This is a genomic window from Pseudomonas sp. C9-3, assembly GCF_032392015.1.
Classification (GTDB): Bacteria; Pseudomonadota; Gammaproteobacteria; order Pseudomonadales; family Pseudomonadaceae; genus Pseudomonas; species Pseudomonas nitroreducens.
Map to the genome: position 1 here is coordinate 2,347,998 of NZ_CP135919.1, position 13,309 is coordinate 2,361,306.

The window sequence follows — 13,309 nt, forward strand, 5'->3', positions numbered from 1 at the left end:
TGGGTGCACGCAAGGTGAAAGCCACATCCTGGGTTGACCGGGAGGGGCTTTGGCGTGACCCTACAAGTTCAAGTGAACTTGAAGTCAAGAGGTGATCCATGGACATCGCCGATGTGGCGAAACGCTCCGGCGTGCCGGCATCTACCCTGCGTTTCTACGAGGAGAAGGGGTTGATCGTCTCCCTGGCGAAGCCCGGTGCGCGCCGCCAGTTCGCCCCGCAGATTCTCGACCAGCTGGCGTTGATCACCCTGGGGCAGACAGCGGGTTTCAGCCTGGACGATATCCGCTCGATGTTTGCAGCTGACGGTGGGCCCCATATCGACCGGGCGATGCTGGCGGCCAAGGCGGACGAGCTGGATGCCACGATCGGGCGCCTGCAGGCGATGAGCCGGGGATTGCGCCACGCGGCAGCCTGTCCGGCGCCCAGCCACGCCGAGTGCCCGACCTTCCAGCGCCTGGTGAAGGCGGCGGCGAAGAGTGCGCTGGAGGGGAAGAAGGAGCGGGGACGGTTGAGTAAGGGGAAGGTTTGACCCGTTGCGCTTTCGGAGGGCGACTAACCCGGAACGGGTTATCCGCCGGATGGCGGATAACGCCATAGGCGTTATGCGCCCTACGGAGGTGAAGTCCTGCGCGGGGCTCGCCCTCACCCTGACCCTGGCTGCGCGCCCCGCTCCAGAGGGAGAGGGGACTGTACGGTGCAACTCCCTCCGAGAGAGGGGCTTTCTGTAGGAGCGAGCTTGCTCGCGAACAATGTCGCCCGGTTACATCCACCTTGGGCGGTTCGCGAGCACGCTCGCTCCTACAGGGGGAGCCCCAGCGCCGCTTCCAGCCACTCGCAGAACCCCTGCGCCTGCGCATTCCGCTCGCTCTGCTGATGCACCAGCAGCGACCAGTTCGGCCCGCGCACGGTCTTTTCGCTGAGTGGGGCCAGCAAGCCATTCTGCCGCGCATCCCCCGCCAGCAACTGGCTCACCAGCGCGATGCCCAGGCCCTGGCTCGCCGCATCCAGCAGCAATCCGGGATCGGAGAAGTTCAACCCCTCGCTGCGCTGGCCGACATCCGCGCCGCCCTGCACCTGCCAGTGCGCCCAGTCCATCTCCCGCTCACCGTGCAGGGTGGTGCGCGACGGCTCCGCCTGTGCCAGTACGGATGGATGACAGGCCGGGTAGAGACGATCCTCCAGCAGCACGCGGAAGCGGCATTCGGCCTGGGCGGTGAGGTCGTCGCGCACGGCGATGTCGATGGTCTGGGAGGCCATGTCCGGGGTTTCGTCGGTGGTCAGCAGCCACAGGTCGATCTGCGGGTGGCGCGCGTGGAAGTCGCCCAGGCGCGGTACCAGCCAGTGGCGGGCGAAGGCCGGGGTGGTGTTGACCACCAGTTGGTTGGGCTTGCGGTACTGGTCCAGGCGGCGGATGCCCACCGCCAGTTGCTGCAGCATGGATTGCGTGGTGCTGAGCAGGTCGGCGCCGGCGTCGGTCAGCGCCACCTTGCGCCCGGAGCGGTAGAACAGCGGCTGCTCGACGAAGCTTTCCAGGCTGCGGATCTGCTGGCTGATGGCCGACTGGGTGAGGTGCAGCTCCTCGGCGGCCTTGTGGAAGCTGCCCAGGCGCGCGGCGGCTTCAAAGCCGCGCAGGGCATTCAGGGGGGGCCAGTGCTTGAGCATGATCGATAAGTTCGCCTAATCAGATTTGCGCAAAATCTATCGTTTGTTGTCGCGTTTTTACAGGCCTAGCATGGTCGTCAGGCGCCGCTTAATCCTTTTCTTCCGATAAAAATTCCTTACCAAAGGTTTGAATATGCATCGCAACGACGATAGGCAGAACGGCTGGCGCATGCCTGCCGAATGGGTCAACCACGCGGCGACCTGGATGGCTTTCCCGCACAACCGACCGCTCTGGGAGGGTGGCTGGCGCGTGACGCTGGAGCAGGTGCAGGAAGACTTTGCTCGCGTCGCCAATGCCATTGCCCGCTTCGAGCCGGTGAAGCTGGTAGTGGACCCGTCCGCCGTCGCCCGCGCCGCCGAACTCTGCGGGCCGAACGTCGAGCTGGTGCCGCTGCCCATCGACGACAGCTGGTGCCGCGACTCCGGGCCGACCTTCGTCTGCCATCCGCAACACGGCGTGGCCGGTGTGAGCTGGCGCTTCAACGCCTGGGGCGGCAAGTCCGAGCACACCCTGGACGAAGGCCTGGGCCGCCGCATCCTCAACCACCTCGGCCTGGACTGCTTCGGCACGCCACTGGCCAACGAGGGCGGGGCGATTCATGTGGACGGCGAGGGCACGCTGATCACCACCGAGTCGGTGCTGCTCAACCCCAATCGCAACCCCGGCGTGAGCAAGCGTGAGATGGAGGAAATCTTCTCCCACCTGCTGGGCGTGACCAAGACCATCTGGCTGCCGGGCGACCCGCAGTACGTTACCGGCGACATGACCGACGGCCACGTCGACGGTGTGTGCGCCTTCGCCCGCCCTGGCGTGCTGCTGGTGGATGCAACCCACGACGCTTCCAGCACCTACGCCGAAGTCGCCCGCGAGAACCGTCGCGCGCTGGAGCTGGCCACTGACGCCAAGGGCCGCTCCTTCGAGCTGATCGAACTGTTCGAAGCCAGCGCGGCGGTGGACCCGGAAGCGGAAGTGTTCTGTGCTTCCTACACCAACTTCTACCTGGCCAACGGCGCGGTGATCATGCCGGCCTATGGCATCGCTGCCGACGACGAAGCCGCTGCCGTGCTGGCCCGCGCGTTCCCCGGTCGTGAAGTGGTGCCGGTGCGCATCAACAACCTGGCCCACGGCGGCGGCGGCGTGCACTGCATTACCCAGCAGCAGCCGGCCTGGCCGCTGGGAGGCCTGTGATGAGCAAGCTGACCGTCGCCGTGCTGCAGTTCTCCTGCAGCTGGGACCTGCCGCGTAACCTTGCCGAAGCCGAGCGCCACGTGCGCTCGGCAGCGGCGGCCGGGGCAAGGCTGATCCTCCTGCCCGAGCTGTTCGCCACCCCATACTTCTGCATCGAGCAGGACCACGCCCACCTCGCACTGGCCCAGCCCTACGACGACAGCCCGCTGCTGCAGCGCTTCGCCAGCCTGGCGGCGGAGCTGAACGTGGTGCTGCCGATCAGCTGGTTCGAGCGCGCGGGCAACGCCTACTTCAACTCGCTGACGGTGGCCGATGCAGACGGCGGCCTGCTTGGCGTGTACCGCAAGACGCACATCCCCAACGCCATCGGCTACCAGGAGAAGGAGTATTTCAGCCCCGGCGATACCGGTTTCCGCGTCTGGGACACCGCCGTTGGGCGCATTGGCGTGGGCATCTGCTGGGACCAGTGGTTCCCCGAGACAGCCCGTTGCCTGGCACTGCAGGGCGCGGAGCTGCTGCTGTTCCCCACCGCCATCGGCTCCGAGCCGGGCGCGGAACAACTGGATTCTCGCGATCACTGGCAGACCGCCCAGCGCGGCCACGCCGCCGCCAACCTGCTGCCGGTGCTGGCCGCCAATCGTATCGGCGAGGAAGTGGCGCCCAGCGATGATGCGCTGCGCATGCGCTTCTACGGCTCGTCGTTCATCACTGACCACAAAGGCGCGCTGCTGGCCGAAGCCGGGCGCAACGAGGCCGCCGTACTGGTGCAGGAGCTGGACCTGGACCTGGCCCGCGAAGAGCGCCTGACCTGGGGCGTGTACCGCGACCGCCGCCCGGAAATGTACGGCCCGCTGCTCGGCCTCGATGGCCGCCACCTGCACCCACGCTGGCAAGGAGTCTGACCATGAACAAGCACCTGCTGATCGGCGCGTTGGGGTTGTCCCTGGCGTGCCTCCTGCAACCGGCCGTGGCGGAGGAGGAAAAGGTCCTGCGCCTGTTCAACTGGGCGGACTACTTCGCCCCCGACACGCTGGCGAATTTCACCAAGGAAACCGGCATCCGCGTCATCTACGACGTGATGGACAGCAGCGAGACGCTGGAAGCCAAGATGATGGCCGGGCACAGCGGCTACGACCTGGTCTTCCCCGGCGACACCGTGGCCGAGCGGTTGATGCGCGCCGGCGCCCTGCAGAAGCTCGATGACAGCAAGCTGACGCAGCTGGCCGATATCGAGCCGGGCCTGCAGACGCTGCAGACCAAGTACCCGTACTCGCGCCACGCGGTGGTGCCCTACACCTGGGGCAGCATCGGCGTGACCTACAACCAGGCGAAGATCGAACAGCGCATGCCCGGCGCACCGGTGAACAGCCTGGACATGCTGTTCAAGCCGGAAGTCGCCAAGCGTTTCGCCGATTGCGGCATCTCCATGATCGACTCGCCGGACGAAGTGCTGGCCGTGGTTCTCAACTACCTCGGCCGCGACCCGCGCAGCGGCAAGCCGCAGGACCTGGCGGATGCTTTGGCGCTGCTCAACGGCATCCGCCCGTACATCCGCAAGTTCCAGTCACAGCCGGTCACCCAGCTGGTTAATGGCGACCTGTGCCTGTCACTCGGTTACAGCGGCGACGTCACCCAGTCGCAACGGGCGGCCGACGAGGCGAAGAAGCCCGAGCGCTTCGAGTACCGCGTCCCGCGCGAAGGCACCTCGGTGTGGATGGACACCATGGCCATTCCCGTCGACGCGCCGCACCCGGAATACGCCTATGCGCTGATCAACTACCTGATGCGCCCGGAAGTGATGGCCGCGATCAGCAACGCCACCGGCTACCCGACCTCCAACGCCAAGGCGCGGCCGATGGTCGAGGCGAGCATGCGCGACAACCCGGACATCTATCTTAATGAGAAGGCCTACGCGCGGCTGTTCCCCGGCAAGGACATCCCCCAGCGCGACATGCGCGCGCGGATGCGTACCTGGACCAGTTTCAAGACCGGCACCGGCGGTTGAGGAGGCGAGGATGATGACACGCAGGAACCTGCTCGGCACCGGCATCACGCTGGCCGCCGGGCTCGGCCTGGGGTTGGGGCGCGTCGCCCTGGCTTCGGGCAAGTGGACCATGCCCGACGAGCACCGCAAACAGGAACGGGTGTTCGTCGCTTACGCGGCGAGCGCCGACGTCTGGGAAGACCTCGCCCCGGACGTCAACGCCACCGTGGCGCGGCTGGCCCGCGCCATTGCCGAGTTCCAGCCGGTGACGGTGCTGTGCCGGCCTGAACAACAGGCCGAGGCCAAGCGTGCGTGCGGCGGGCAGAATGTCGACTTCCTGCCGGTGCCGGTGGATGACATCTGGGTGCGCGACTACGGCGGTTGCTTCCTTGTCGACGGCACGTCGGGCGGCCTGGCGCTGGCCGACTTCAACTTCAACGGCTGGGGCGGCAAGCAGCACGCCGAGCGCGATCGTGGAGTGTCGGCGGCACTGGCCGAGGACCTGGAGGCCAAGGCCATCGTCAGCGAGCTGTGCGGGGAGGGCGGCGGCATCGAGGTGGATGGCCACGGCACGGCGATCTTCACCGAAAGCTGCTGGGTCAACGACAACCGCAATCCTGGCTGGTCGCGCCCTCGCGTCGAGGCCGAGCTCAAGCGCATGCTGGGGCTGCGCAAGGTGATCTGGCTGCCGGGCATCCGTGGCAAGGACATCACCGATGCGCACGTGGACTTCTACGCGCGCTTCGTCGAGCCGGGCGTGGTCGTGGTCAACCTGGACAACGATCCGCAGTCCTATGACCACGCTGTCACCCGTCGCCACCTGGAGATACTCAAGACCGCTACGGATGCCGATGGCCGCGCGCTGAAACTGCACACGCTGCCGCCGCCGATGAAGCCCAAGCCCAGCGCCTACAACCGCGACAACCCGGATTTCGCGGCCGGTTACATCAACTACCTGCCGGTGAACGGCGGGGTAATTGCGCCGAAGTTTGGCGATGCGGCGGCGGATGAGCATTGCCATGCCTTGCTCAGCGAGCTGTACCCGGACCGCGAGATCGTGCAGTTGAACATCGACCCGATCGCCGCCGGTGGTGGTGGCACCCACTGCGTGACGTTGCAGATGCCGGCGGTGTAGAGCGGTTACACAGGCGGGCTCCTTGTAGGAGCGAGCTTGCTCGCGAACAGCCCACGGCGGCATGGATGCCAGACTGGTTCGCAAGCAAGAACTGGGCGTCCCCCTCGTTCCTACAAGTCCGTTATCGCTGGATGTGCCACGGGGGCCGGTGAATTCGTTTTCGGCGGATACCCCGTTCCGGGTTATTCGCCCTACGGTGGGGTGAGCTTCGTAGGATGGGTCGAGAGTCGTTGCGCGATCAGCGCTCGGCGAAAGCCTCGATCAGCAAAGCTGGCAGGGCCGTGCCAGCCGCGCTGGCGAGGGCGAAGTCGCGTTCGCCATGCAGCGGGCCCGGTGCGGGGTTGATGTGCAGGACAGTGGCCCCGGCGCGCCAGGCGATCTGCGGGACTTCGGCCGCCGGGTAGACCACGCCGGAGGTGCCCACGGAGATCAGCAGGTCGCAGTCTTCGGCGGCCTGGAAGGCGTGGTTGAGGGCATTCATCGGCAGGCCTTCGCCGAACCACACCACGCCGGGGCGCAGCGGGCCGCCGCAATGGGCGCAGGCCGGCGGCGGTACGCGGCGCCCTGCCTCAGGCTCATCCGGAACCGGCAGCGCTGCGTCGGGTTCGCGCTGGCAGTCGAAACAGCGCGGGCGTTCCAGTTGGCCGTGCAGGTGGGTGACGTCCTGGCTGCCGGCGCGTTCGTGGAGATCGTCGACGTTCTGGGTGATCAGCGTGAGCTTCGGCACCTTGCCCGCCAGCGCTGCGATGGCCAGGTGAGCGGGATTGGGCTGCGCGCGATGGACGACACTGCGTCGCCATTCATACCAGCCCCAGACCAGCGGCGGGTCGGCACGGAAGGCCTGGGCGGTGGCCAGGGATGCGGCGTCGAAACGCTCCCACAGCCCGCCGAGGCGGTCGCGGAAGGTGGGGACACCACTCTCGGCGGAAACACCAGCACCGGTGAATACCACCACGTGGTGGGCTTTGCGCAGGGCGTCGAGCAGGGCGGGTTCGAATATCACGGTGCGGTTCCCGGCAGCGTGGGGGCATTTTCCAGGCGATTGCGGCCGGCCGCCTTGGCGCGGTACAGCGCGCGGTCGGCGGCCTCGATGAGCGTGGCGGCGGAGTTGTCGCTGCCGCCGGGCAGGGTGGCAATGCCGATGCTCGCGGTGATGCGGCCCAGCGGACTGCCCGCGTGAGTGAGATTGGCCTGCTGCAGGCGCTTCATGAACTGTTCGGCGACGGCAAGGGCACCGTCCGCTGCCGTATTGGGCAGGATCACCGCCAGTTCCTCGCCGCCGTAGCGTGCGGCGAGGTCGCCGGGGCGGCGCACGCTGTCGGCGAGGATGCGGCCGATGCGGCGCAGGCAGTCATCGCCGGCGGGGTGACCGTAGGTATCGTTGAAGCGCTTGAAGTGGTCGACGTCGATCAACAGCAGCCCCAGCGGCGTGCGCTCGCGGTGTGCGCGGCGCAGCTCGGCGATCAGGTGGTCGTCGAAGCTACGGCGGTTCTCCAGGCCGGTGAGGGGATCGCGGGAGGCGAGGACCTCCAGTTGGCGGTTGGCCTTGATCAGGTCCTCGCGGGCGTCGCGCAGCAGGCGTTCAGTGCCGATGCGGCGCTGGATGGCGAGGATCAGCAGGCTGCCGATCACCACGATGACCATCAGCAGGCCGAAGGCGATGGCGACCGTGCGCAGGGCGTCGGCGCGCCAGGCGGCCAGGGCTTCGTCCTTGCCCAGGGCGACCGAGGTCACCAGCGGATAGCGTTCGTTCTTGCGGAAGGCGTAGATGCGCTCTATGCCGTCCAGCGAGGAGGCGAAGGTCGCGCTGCCGACCGTGGCTTCCTCCAGGTACTGGGTGAAGATCGGCGAGCGCGAGAGCACGCGGCCCATGTCGCTCTCGCGGAAGGGATAGCGCACCAGCACCTGGCCGCTGCTGGTGGCAACGCCGATGGCGCCGGTCTTGCCGATATCGATCTTGCCGAACAGGCGCAGGAAGTCCTGCACGCCGAGCGCCGCCACTATCACCCCGGCAAAGTTGCCCTGGGCGTCGTTGTAGCGGCGGCTGACGGTGATCACCCAGACGCCGGTGGAGCGACTGTGGATCGGTCCGTCGATGTAGGCGTCCAGTGAAGGGTTGTCGCGATGGTGGATGAAGTACGCGCGGTCGGCGCTGTTGGAGCCGGGCGGGAAGGGGCCGGTAGAGGTCATCAGCCAGTTGCCGTGGGCGTCGTAGATGCCGACGCCATTGAGCTGCACGAGCAGGTGCTGCTGCCGTTGTACCAGTTCATTGAGACGTTGCAGCTGCGGAGCAGCGAGGCCTTCGTGCTCCAGGCGTTCGGCGATTCCGAGCAGCAGCATGGAGCTCTGCGTGACGATGCCCTCGACGTAGGTGTCCAGCGCCTGGGTGAGGTTGAGGTTGTGCGTGGTGGTTTCCGCCAGTGTGCGCTCGCGGGCCGACCACAGCTCCCAGATCGTTGCGATGGCGACGGTCAGGCTGATGATCGACAGCAGGAGGATGGCAAGGCGGATGTCGCGTTTCACACTGGCCTCGTTGGGACGTTCCCTGTGGCGGTCGTCACGCAGGGCGGGCATCGCCCGGCGGGTCCAGGGAGACGCCGGCAGCACGTGCCGGGTTGGCTATGGTGGTCAGACGCCTGGCATGCCGCTGAGTTGCACACGGTTGCGACCTTTCTGCTTGGCGATGTACAGGTGGCGGTCGCAGCGGGCGAGCAACTCGCGCGGTTCATGCAGGCCGCCCTCGTTGGCCATTGCTGCGCCGAGGCTGATGGTCAGCTGGCGCAGGCTGTCAGGCCGGTGCAGGTGCTCGATGCCCTGGCTCGCCACCTGCTCGCGCAGTCGTTCAGCGACGCAGCGCAGGTCTTCGGCGTTGGTCGCCTCCAGCAGGATGGCGAATTCCTCACCGCCATAACGATAGACGTTGGCCCGCCCGCCGCGCAGGGTGCCGACCAGGTTCTCGGCCACTTGGCACAGGCAGCGGTCGCCGGCCTGGTGCCCGTAATGGTCGTTGTACGGCTTGAAGTAGTCGATGTCCGCCATCAGCAGGGCGAAGGGCCGGCCGTGGGCGCGCATGCCGTGCCAGCTTTCGTTGAGCTGCAGGTCCAGGGCCCGGCGGTTGCCCACGCCGGTGAGGCCATCGGTGGTGGCCAGTTCCTGCAGGCGCAGGTTGAGCGACGCCAGTTCCGCGCGCTGGCGGCGCTCCTCGAGGTCGGCGAGAAAGGCCTGGCGCACGCCCTTGATGTTGGTCCAGCTGATGAACAGGCTGAACAGGGCGATGGGCAGGTAGACCAGGGTGAAGATCAGCAGCGGCTTGACCGCGCCATCATGAATCAGCCAGACGTTGTAGAGAATGATCGCCGAGATGATCGCCGAGACCAGTGCGATGCCTTTGAACGAATAACGCACGCCCAGGTTGCCCAGCAGGATGAACACCACCGAGGCATAGAGGAAGAAGGGCACGTCCGGCGAGGCGCTGCGCTTGAGCAGCTCGAACCAGGCGATGGTCGAGACGATGTCGTGCAACGGCATCAGCATGTCCATCACCAGCACGCTGCGGCTGAAGCGGAACACCAGGAAGATGTTGAGCAGGCCGATCAGGCTCAGACCGCTGCGCAGGAGCAGGGACTCCTTGGCCATGTCCGGGATCAGCAGCGCGTCGGCCAGCACGTAGGAATCGTAGGCGGCCATGGCGATGAAGTTGATCGCCAGCAGGAAGCGCCGGTAATGCTGGATCACGTATGCCTTGTAGGCATCCTGCAGGCGCGGCGGAATTCTCCCCTGGGACTGCCGGGGAGGAACGGCGGGAAACTCGGGTGCGGTCATCGAGAGTGGGAGCCTGTGTCTGCCATCCAGGGCGAATGCTGGCTAAGGGCTAGAGTAGGGGGCGGCGTCATTGCCGTCCAGCAGGGCGATGCATAGGGTGTACCAAATCTTCGCTCGCCGAGGATTGGCTCTGTTGCCAGGGCCTGCAATGGATCTTTATAGGGTGCCAATACGGCGGCATGATGACCGTCACCACCTGCAGTCGAGGTCTTTCATGTACGTACCTGCGCATTTCGAGGAAACCCGGGCGGACGAGTTGCACCGGCTGATCCGCGAGTATCCCCTGGGCATCCTGGTCACCGGCCATGACGGCGTGCTGGATGCCAATCACCTGCCATTCGAATTGGAGCTCTCCGCCGAGCGGCCGCTGCTGCGCGCCCACGTCGCGCGCAACAACCCGGTGTGGCAGGAGTCCGACGGCGAGGACGTGCTGGTGATCTTCCGTGGCGAGCACGCCTATGTGTCGCCCAACTGGTACCCGAGCAAGCACGAGGCGCACCGCCAGGTGCCGACCTGGAACTACCAGGTGGTGCACGTGCGCGGTCGCCTGAAAGTGATGGACGAGGAGCGCTTCGTGCGCGGTGTGGTCGGCCGCCTGACCCGCACCCACGAGGCCAGCGAAGCGAAGCCTTGGAAGATGAGCGACTCCACGCCGGAGTTCATCAGCGGCATGCTGGCCAACATCGTCGGCATCGAAGTGGAAATCAGCGAGATCGTCGGCAAGTCCAAGCTCAGCCAGAACAAGGAAGACCGGGATCGGCTGGGGGCGGCTGAAGCGCTCGGCCAGCGCGGAAACACCGCGCTGGCCGGGGCCATGGTCAGCTCGAAGGACGTGAAGCGATAACCAGGATTCCAGGCCGGTTGCAGGAGCGAGCTTGCTCGCGAACCGCCCTCGCAGCGCAACTGCCGGGGAATCCGTTCGCGAGCAGGCTCGCTCCTGCAGGAAGGCCCCGAACGTTGGCGCGGGTCAGAACCCGCCGAGCAGGTCGTGCGAATCCAGCAGGCGCCAGGCGATTTCCGGGTTCTTCTCCAGGCCCCGGCGAATCGCGGCGGGGATGGCCTGGCGAGTCTTGCGGCAGAGGCCGGGCTGGGTCTCGAAACCGAATTCGATGCCGCGCATGGTGCGCACTTCATTGAAGCCAGGGGCAATGTGCAGGCGGATGCCGAGCTGCTCGTAGAGCTTCTGTTGCAGACGCTCCAGGTCGGCCAGGTCCTTGAGATTTTCCAGGCGCTCCAGCAGGCGCTGCTCTTCATGCCGGGTCAGCAGGAGAATGCGCAGGTCGGCGCCGGGATCAGCCAGCAGCCGTTCCCGGTCGCAGTCACAGGCACCGGGTGGGCATTGCTGGCGGAGTGGGGGAGTGGTGGGCATGCTCCCGATCATAGCGGGGGATCGGAGAATTGCGCAGGGGGGTAACTGTAGGAGCGAGCTTGCTCGCGAACCCTGCTCTCGCGGCGGAGCTTGTTCGCGAGCAAGCTCGCTCCTACAAAAAGCGGCTCAGTGCGCCGGTTTGCGAATGGTCTTGAGCAGGTCTTCCGGGCTGATCTGCCCGACGATGGTGTTCACGCCTTCGCTGCCCGGCTGCGGCAGGCCGAGGATGTGGCCCTTGATCTTGCCGATCACGTGCATCTCGCACGGCTTGCAGTCGAACTTCAGGGTCAGCACCTCGTCGCCGTGGATCAGTTGCATCGGCTGCACCTTGGTGCGTACGCCGGTGACGCCCTTGGCCTGTTTCGGGCACAGGTTGAAGGAGAAGCGCAGGCAGTGCTTGGTGATCATCACCGGTACTTCGCCGGTTTCCTCGTGGGCTTCGTACGCGGCATCGATCAGTTGCACACCGTGGCGGTGGTAAAACGCGCGGGCCTTCTCGTTGTACACGTTGTACAGGAATGACAGATGCGACTCCGGGTACACCGGCGGCGGGTTGGTCTCGGCCTTGCGGCCGCCACGCGGGTGGGCCTGCACGCGGGCTTCGGTCAACGCCTCGATGGCCTCGCGGCGCAGCGACTTGAGCTGGGAGTTGGGGATGAAGAACGCCTGCGGGGCGTCCAGCTTGATGGCGTCGGCGTGGTACTGGGTGGTGCCCAGCTGGCCGAGCAGGTCGTGCAGCTGGTCCAGCGCCTGTTCCGGTTTGTTGGCGACACCGAACGGGCCGTCCAGGGCGACGCTGGCACTGACGCCTTCCTCGCTGGTGGCGGTCAGTTCCAGGCGCTCTTCACGCAGCTTGGCGACCCACGACAGGCCGACACGGCGCTCGGCGGACGTCTTCTGCAGCGCCTGCTGCCAGTTGTGGTCGAGGTTGCGCGACAGCGGGTGGTTCGGGCGCAGGCGGTAGAGGCCTTCCGGCATCTCGTTGGGCTCGACGCGGTAGCGGTAGCGCTTCTCGCCGTCTTCCTCGAACTCGCCCTTCGGCTCGGCAATGTTGGCGCGGAAACCGACCACTTCGCGCTTGACCAGCACGTTGAGGCCGTCGCCGTTGGACAGCGGGTCCTTGGTCACCACCAGCATGTCGCGCTTGCCGACCTTTTCCACGGTGCCCACCGGCAGGCCGGTGAAGGTCGGCGAGTCGAAGGCGCCGATGTCGATCTTGCGGTCGCTGACGAAGTAGTCGGTGCTGCCGCGGTGGAAGGTCTTGTCCGGGTCCGGCACGAAGAAGTGGTCGGTGCGGCCGCTGGAGGCGCGTGCCAGGTCCGGGCGCTCGGCGAGGATGCCGTCCAGGCGCTGGCGGTAATAGGCAGTGATGTTCTTCACGTAGCCCATGTCCTTGTAGCGCCCTTCGATCTTGAAGGAGCGCACACCGGCGTCCACCAGGGCGCTGAGGTTGGCGCTCTGGTTGTTGTCCTTCATCGACAGCAGGTGCTTCTCGAAGGCCACCACGCGGCCCTGGTCATCCTTCAGGGTGTAGGGCAGGCGGCAGGCCTGGGAGCAGTCGCCACGGTTGGCGCTGCGGCCGGTCTGGGCGTGGGAAATGTTGCACTGGCCGGAGAAGGCCACGCAGAGCGCGCCGTGGATGAAGAACTCGATGGCCGCGTCGGTCTCGTCGGCGATGGCGCGGATTTCCTGCAGGTTCAGCTCGCGGGCCAATACCAGCTGGGAGAAGCCGGCCTGGTCGAGGAACTTCGCCCGGCCCAGGGTGCGGATGTCGGTCTGGGTGCTGGCGTGCAGCTCGATCGGCGGGATGTCCAGTTCCATGATGCCCAGGTCCTGCACGATCAGCGCGTCGACACCGGCGTCGTAGAGCTGGTGGATCAGCGCGCGCGCCGGCTCCAGCTCGTTGTCGTGGAGGATGGTATTGATCGTGGTGAACACCCGCGCGTGGTAGCGATGGGCGAACTCCACCAACTGGGCGATATCGCTCACCTCGTTGCAGGCATTGTGCCGCGCGCCGAAGCTCGGGCCGCCGATGTAGACGGCGTCGGCGCCATGCAGGATGGCCTCGCGGGCGATATGCACATCGCGGGCAGGGCTGAGCAGTTCCAGATGGTGTTTGGGCAAGGACATGGTTTCTTCTTTATCAG

General features: G+C 66.4%; 12 protein-coding genes. 6 read left to right on the forward strand and 6 right to left on the reverse strand.

The features are described from left to right. Window positions 1-98 precede the first annotated feature (98 nt). On the forward strand, window positions 99-530 hold the full coding sequence (locus RS899_RS10605; RefSeq protein ID WP_315809861.1) for a helix-turn-helix domain-containing protein: 432 nt from the start codon (window positions 99-101) through the stop codon (window positions 528-530). Window positions 531-799: 269 nt separating this feature from the next. Here the strand turns inward: RS899_RS10605 and RS899_RS10610 are convergent, their stop codons facing one another. Then, window positions 800-1,663, reverse strand: coding sequence for a LysR substrate-binding domain-containing protein (locus RS899_RS10610; protein ID WP_315809862.1), 864 nt, complete (start codon window positions 1,661-1,663; stop codon window positions 800-802). Window positions 1,664-1,796: 133 nt separating this feature from the next. Between RS899_RS10610 and RS899_RS10615 the strand changes: the two genes are divergently transcribed. From RS899_RS10615 to RS899_RS10630, 4 genes are read left to right on the forward strand one after another with little or no spacing between them, the layout of a single operon-like run. After that, complete coding sequence (locus RS899_RS10615) at window positions 1,797-2,852, forward strand: agmatine deiminase family protein (protein ID WP_315809863.1); 1,056 nt, start codon at window positions 1,797-1,799, stop codon at window positions 2,850-2,852. After that, window positions 2,852-3,754 (forward strand): N-carbamoylputrescine amidase, encoded by a 903-nt coding sequence (aguB, locus tag RS899_RS10620; RefSeq protein ID WP_315809864.1) that lies wholly within the window; start codon window positions 2,852-2,854, stop codon window positions 3,752-3,754. Before RS899_RS10615 ends, aguB begins: the two co-directional genes overlap by 1 nt. Window positions 3,755-3,756: 2 nt before the next feature. Next, the gene (locus RS899_RS10625; RefSeq protein WP_315809865.1) at window positions 3,757-4,857 is read left to right on the forward strand and encodes an extracellular solute-binding protein; all 1,101 of its coding nucleotides are present in this window, start codon (window positions 3,757-3,759) and stop codon (window positions 4,855-4,857) included. A 10-nt stretch (window positions 4,858-4,867) separates the two neighbouring features. Beyond that, entirely contained in the window at window positions 4,868-5,971 is a 1,104-nt protein-coding gene (locus RS899_RS10630) for an agmatine deiminase family protein (protein ID WP_315809866.1), read from the forward strand. A gap of 238 nt (window positions 5,972-6,209) precedes the next feature. Here the strand turns inward: RS899_RS10630 and RS899_RS10635 are convergent, their stop codons facing one another. The 3 genes from RS899_RS10635 to RS899_RS10645 all read right to left on the reverse strand — a co-directional run bounded on the left by RS899_RS10635 (window position 6,210) and on the right by RS899_RS10645 (window position 9,793). Beyond that, entirely contained in the window at window positions 6,210-6,974 is a 765-nt protein-coding gene (locus RS899_RS10635) for an SIR2 family NAD-dependent protein deacylase (protein ID WP_409978058.1), read from the reverse strand. After that, window positions 6,971-8,494 carry a sensor domain-containing diguanylate cyclase gene (locus RS899_RS10640; RefSeq protein ID WP_315809867.1) on the reverse strand — a complete coding sequence of 508 codons (1,524 nt, stop codon included), beginning with the start codon at window positions 8,492-8,494 and terminating at the stop codon, window positions 6,971-6,973. Before RS899_RS10640 ends, RS899_RS10635 begins: the two co-directional genes overlap by 4 nt. Window positions 8,495-8,599: 105 nt before the next feature. Next, window positions 8,600-9,793: a GGDEF domain-containing protein gene (locus tag RS899_RS10645; RefSeq protein WP_054911072.1), complete on the reverse strand. Its 1,194-nt coding sequence runs from the start codon at window positions 9,791-9,793 to the stop codon at window positions 8,600-8,602. A gap of 214 nt (window positions 9,794-10,007) precedes the next feature. Here RS899_RS10645 and RS899_RS10650 point away from each other — a divergent pair, with 214 nt between their 5' ends. Then, on the forward strand, window positions 10,008-10,637 hold the full coding sequence (locus RS899_RS10650) for an FMN-binding negative transcriptional regulator (RefSeq protein ID WP_315809868.1): 630 nt from the start codon (window positions 10,008-10,010) through the stop codon (window positions 10,635-10,637). 123 nt (window positions 10,638-10,760) lie between these two features. Here the strand turns inward: RS899_RS10650 and RS899_RS10655 are convergent, their stop codons facing one another. Both RS899_RS10655 and RS899_RS10660 read right to left on the reverse strand, forming a co-directional pair. Then, entirely contained in the window at window positions 10,761-11,162 is a 402-nt protein-coding gene (locus RS899_RS10655; protein ID WP_054911077.1) for a hypothetical protein, read from the reverse strand. A gap of 126 nt (window positions 11,163-11,288) precedes the next feature. Further along, window positions 11,289-13,292 carry a U32 family peptidase gene (locus RS899_RS10660; RefSeq protein ID WP_315809869.1) on the reverse strand — a complete coding sequence of 668 codons (2,004 nt, stop codon included), beginning with the start codon at window positions 13,290-13,292 and terminating at the stop codon, window positions 11,289-11,291. Between the last annotated feature and the right edge of the window lie 17 nt (window positions 13,293-13,309).

What these genes read in the sequence shown, in the direction of transcription:
- RS899_RS10605 (WP_315809861.1), top strand. Translation starts at nt 99, where the DNA reads ATGGACATCGCCGATGTGGCGAAACGCTCCGGCGTGCCGGCATCTACC.
- RS899_RS10610 (WP_315809862.1), bottom strand. Translation starts at nt 1,663, where the DNA reads ATGCTCAAGCACTGGCCCCCCCTGAATGCCCTGCGCGGCTTTGAAGCC.
- RS899_RS10615 (WP_315809863.1), top strand. Translation starts at nt 1,797, where the DNA reads ATGCATCGCAACGACGATAGGCAGAACGGCTGGCGCATGCCTGCCGAA.
- aguB (WP_315809864.1), top strand. Translation starts at nt 2,852, where the DNA reads ATGAGCAAGCTGACCGTCGCCGTGCTGCAGTTCTCCTGCAGCTGGGAC.
- RS899_RS10625 (WP_315809865.1), top strand. Translation starts at nt 3,757, where the DNA reads ATGAACAAGCACCTGCTGATCGGCGCGTTGGGGTTGTCCCTGGCGTGC.
- RS899_RS10630 (WP_315809866.1), top strand. Translation starts at nt 4,868, where the DNA reads ATGATGACACGCAGGAACCTGCTCGGCACCGGCATCACGCTGGCCGCC.
- RS899_RS10645 (WP_054911072.1), bottom strand. Translation starts at nt 9,793, where the DNA reads ATGACCGCACCCGAGTTTCCCGCCGTTCCTCCCCGGCAGTCCCAGGGG.
- RS899_RS10650 (WP_315809868.1), top strand. Translation starts at nt 10,008, where the DNA reads ATGTACGTACCTGCGCATTTCGAGGAAACCCGGGCGGACGAGTTGCAC.
- RS899_RS10655 (WP_054911077.1), bottom strand. Translation starts at nt 11,162, where the DNA reads ATGCCCACCACTCCCCCACTCCGCCAGCAATGCCCACCCGGTGCCTGT.
- RS899_RS10660 (WP_315809869.1), bottom strand. Translation starts at nt 13,292, where the DNA reads ATGTCCTTGCCCAAACACCATCTGGAACTGCTCAGCCCTGCCCGCGAT.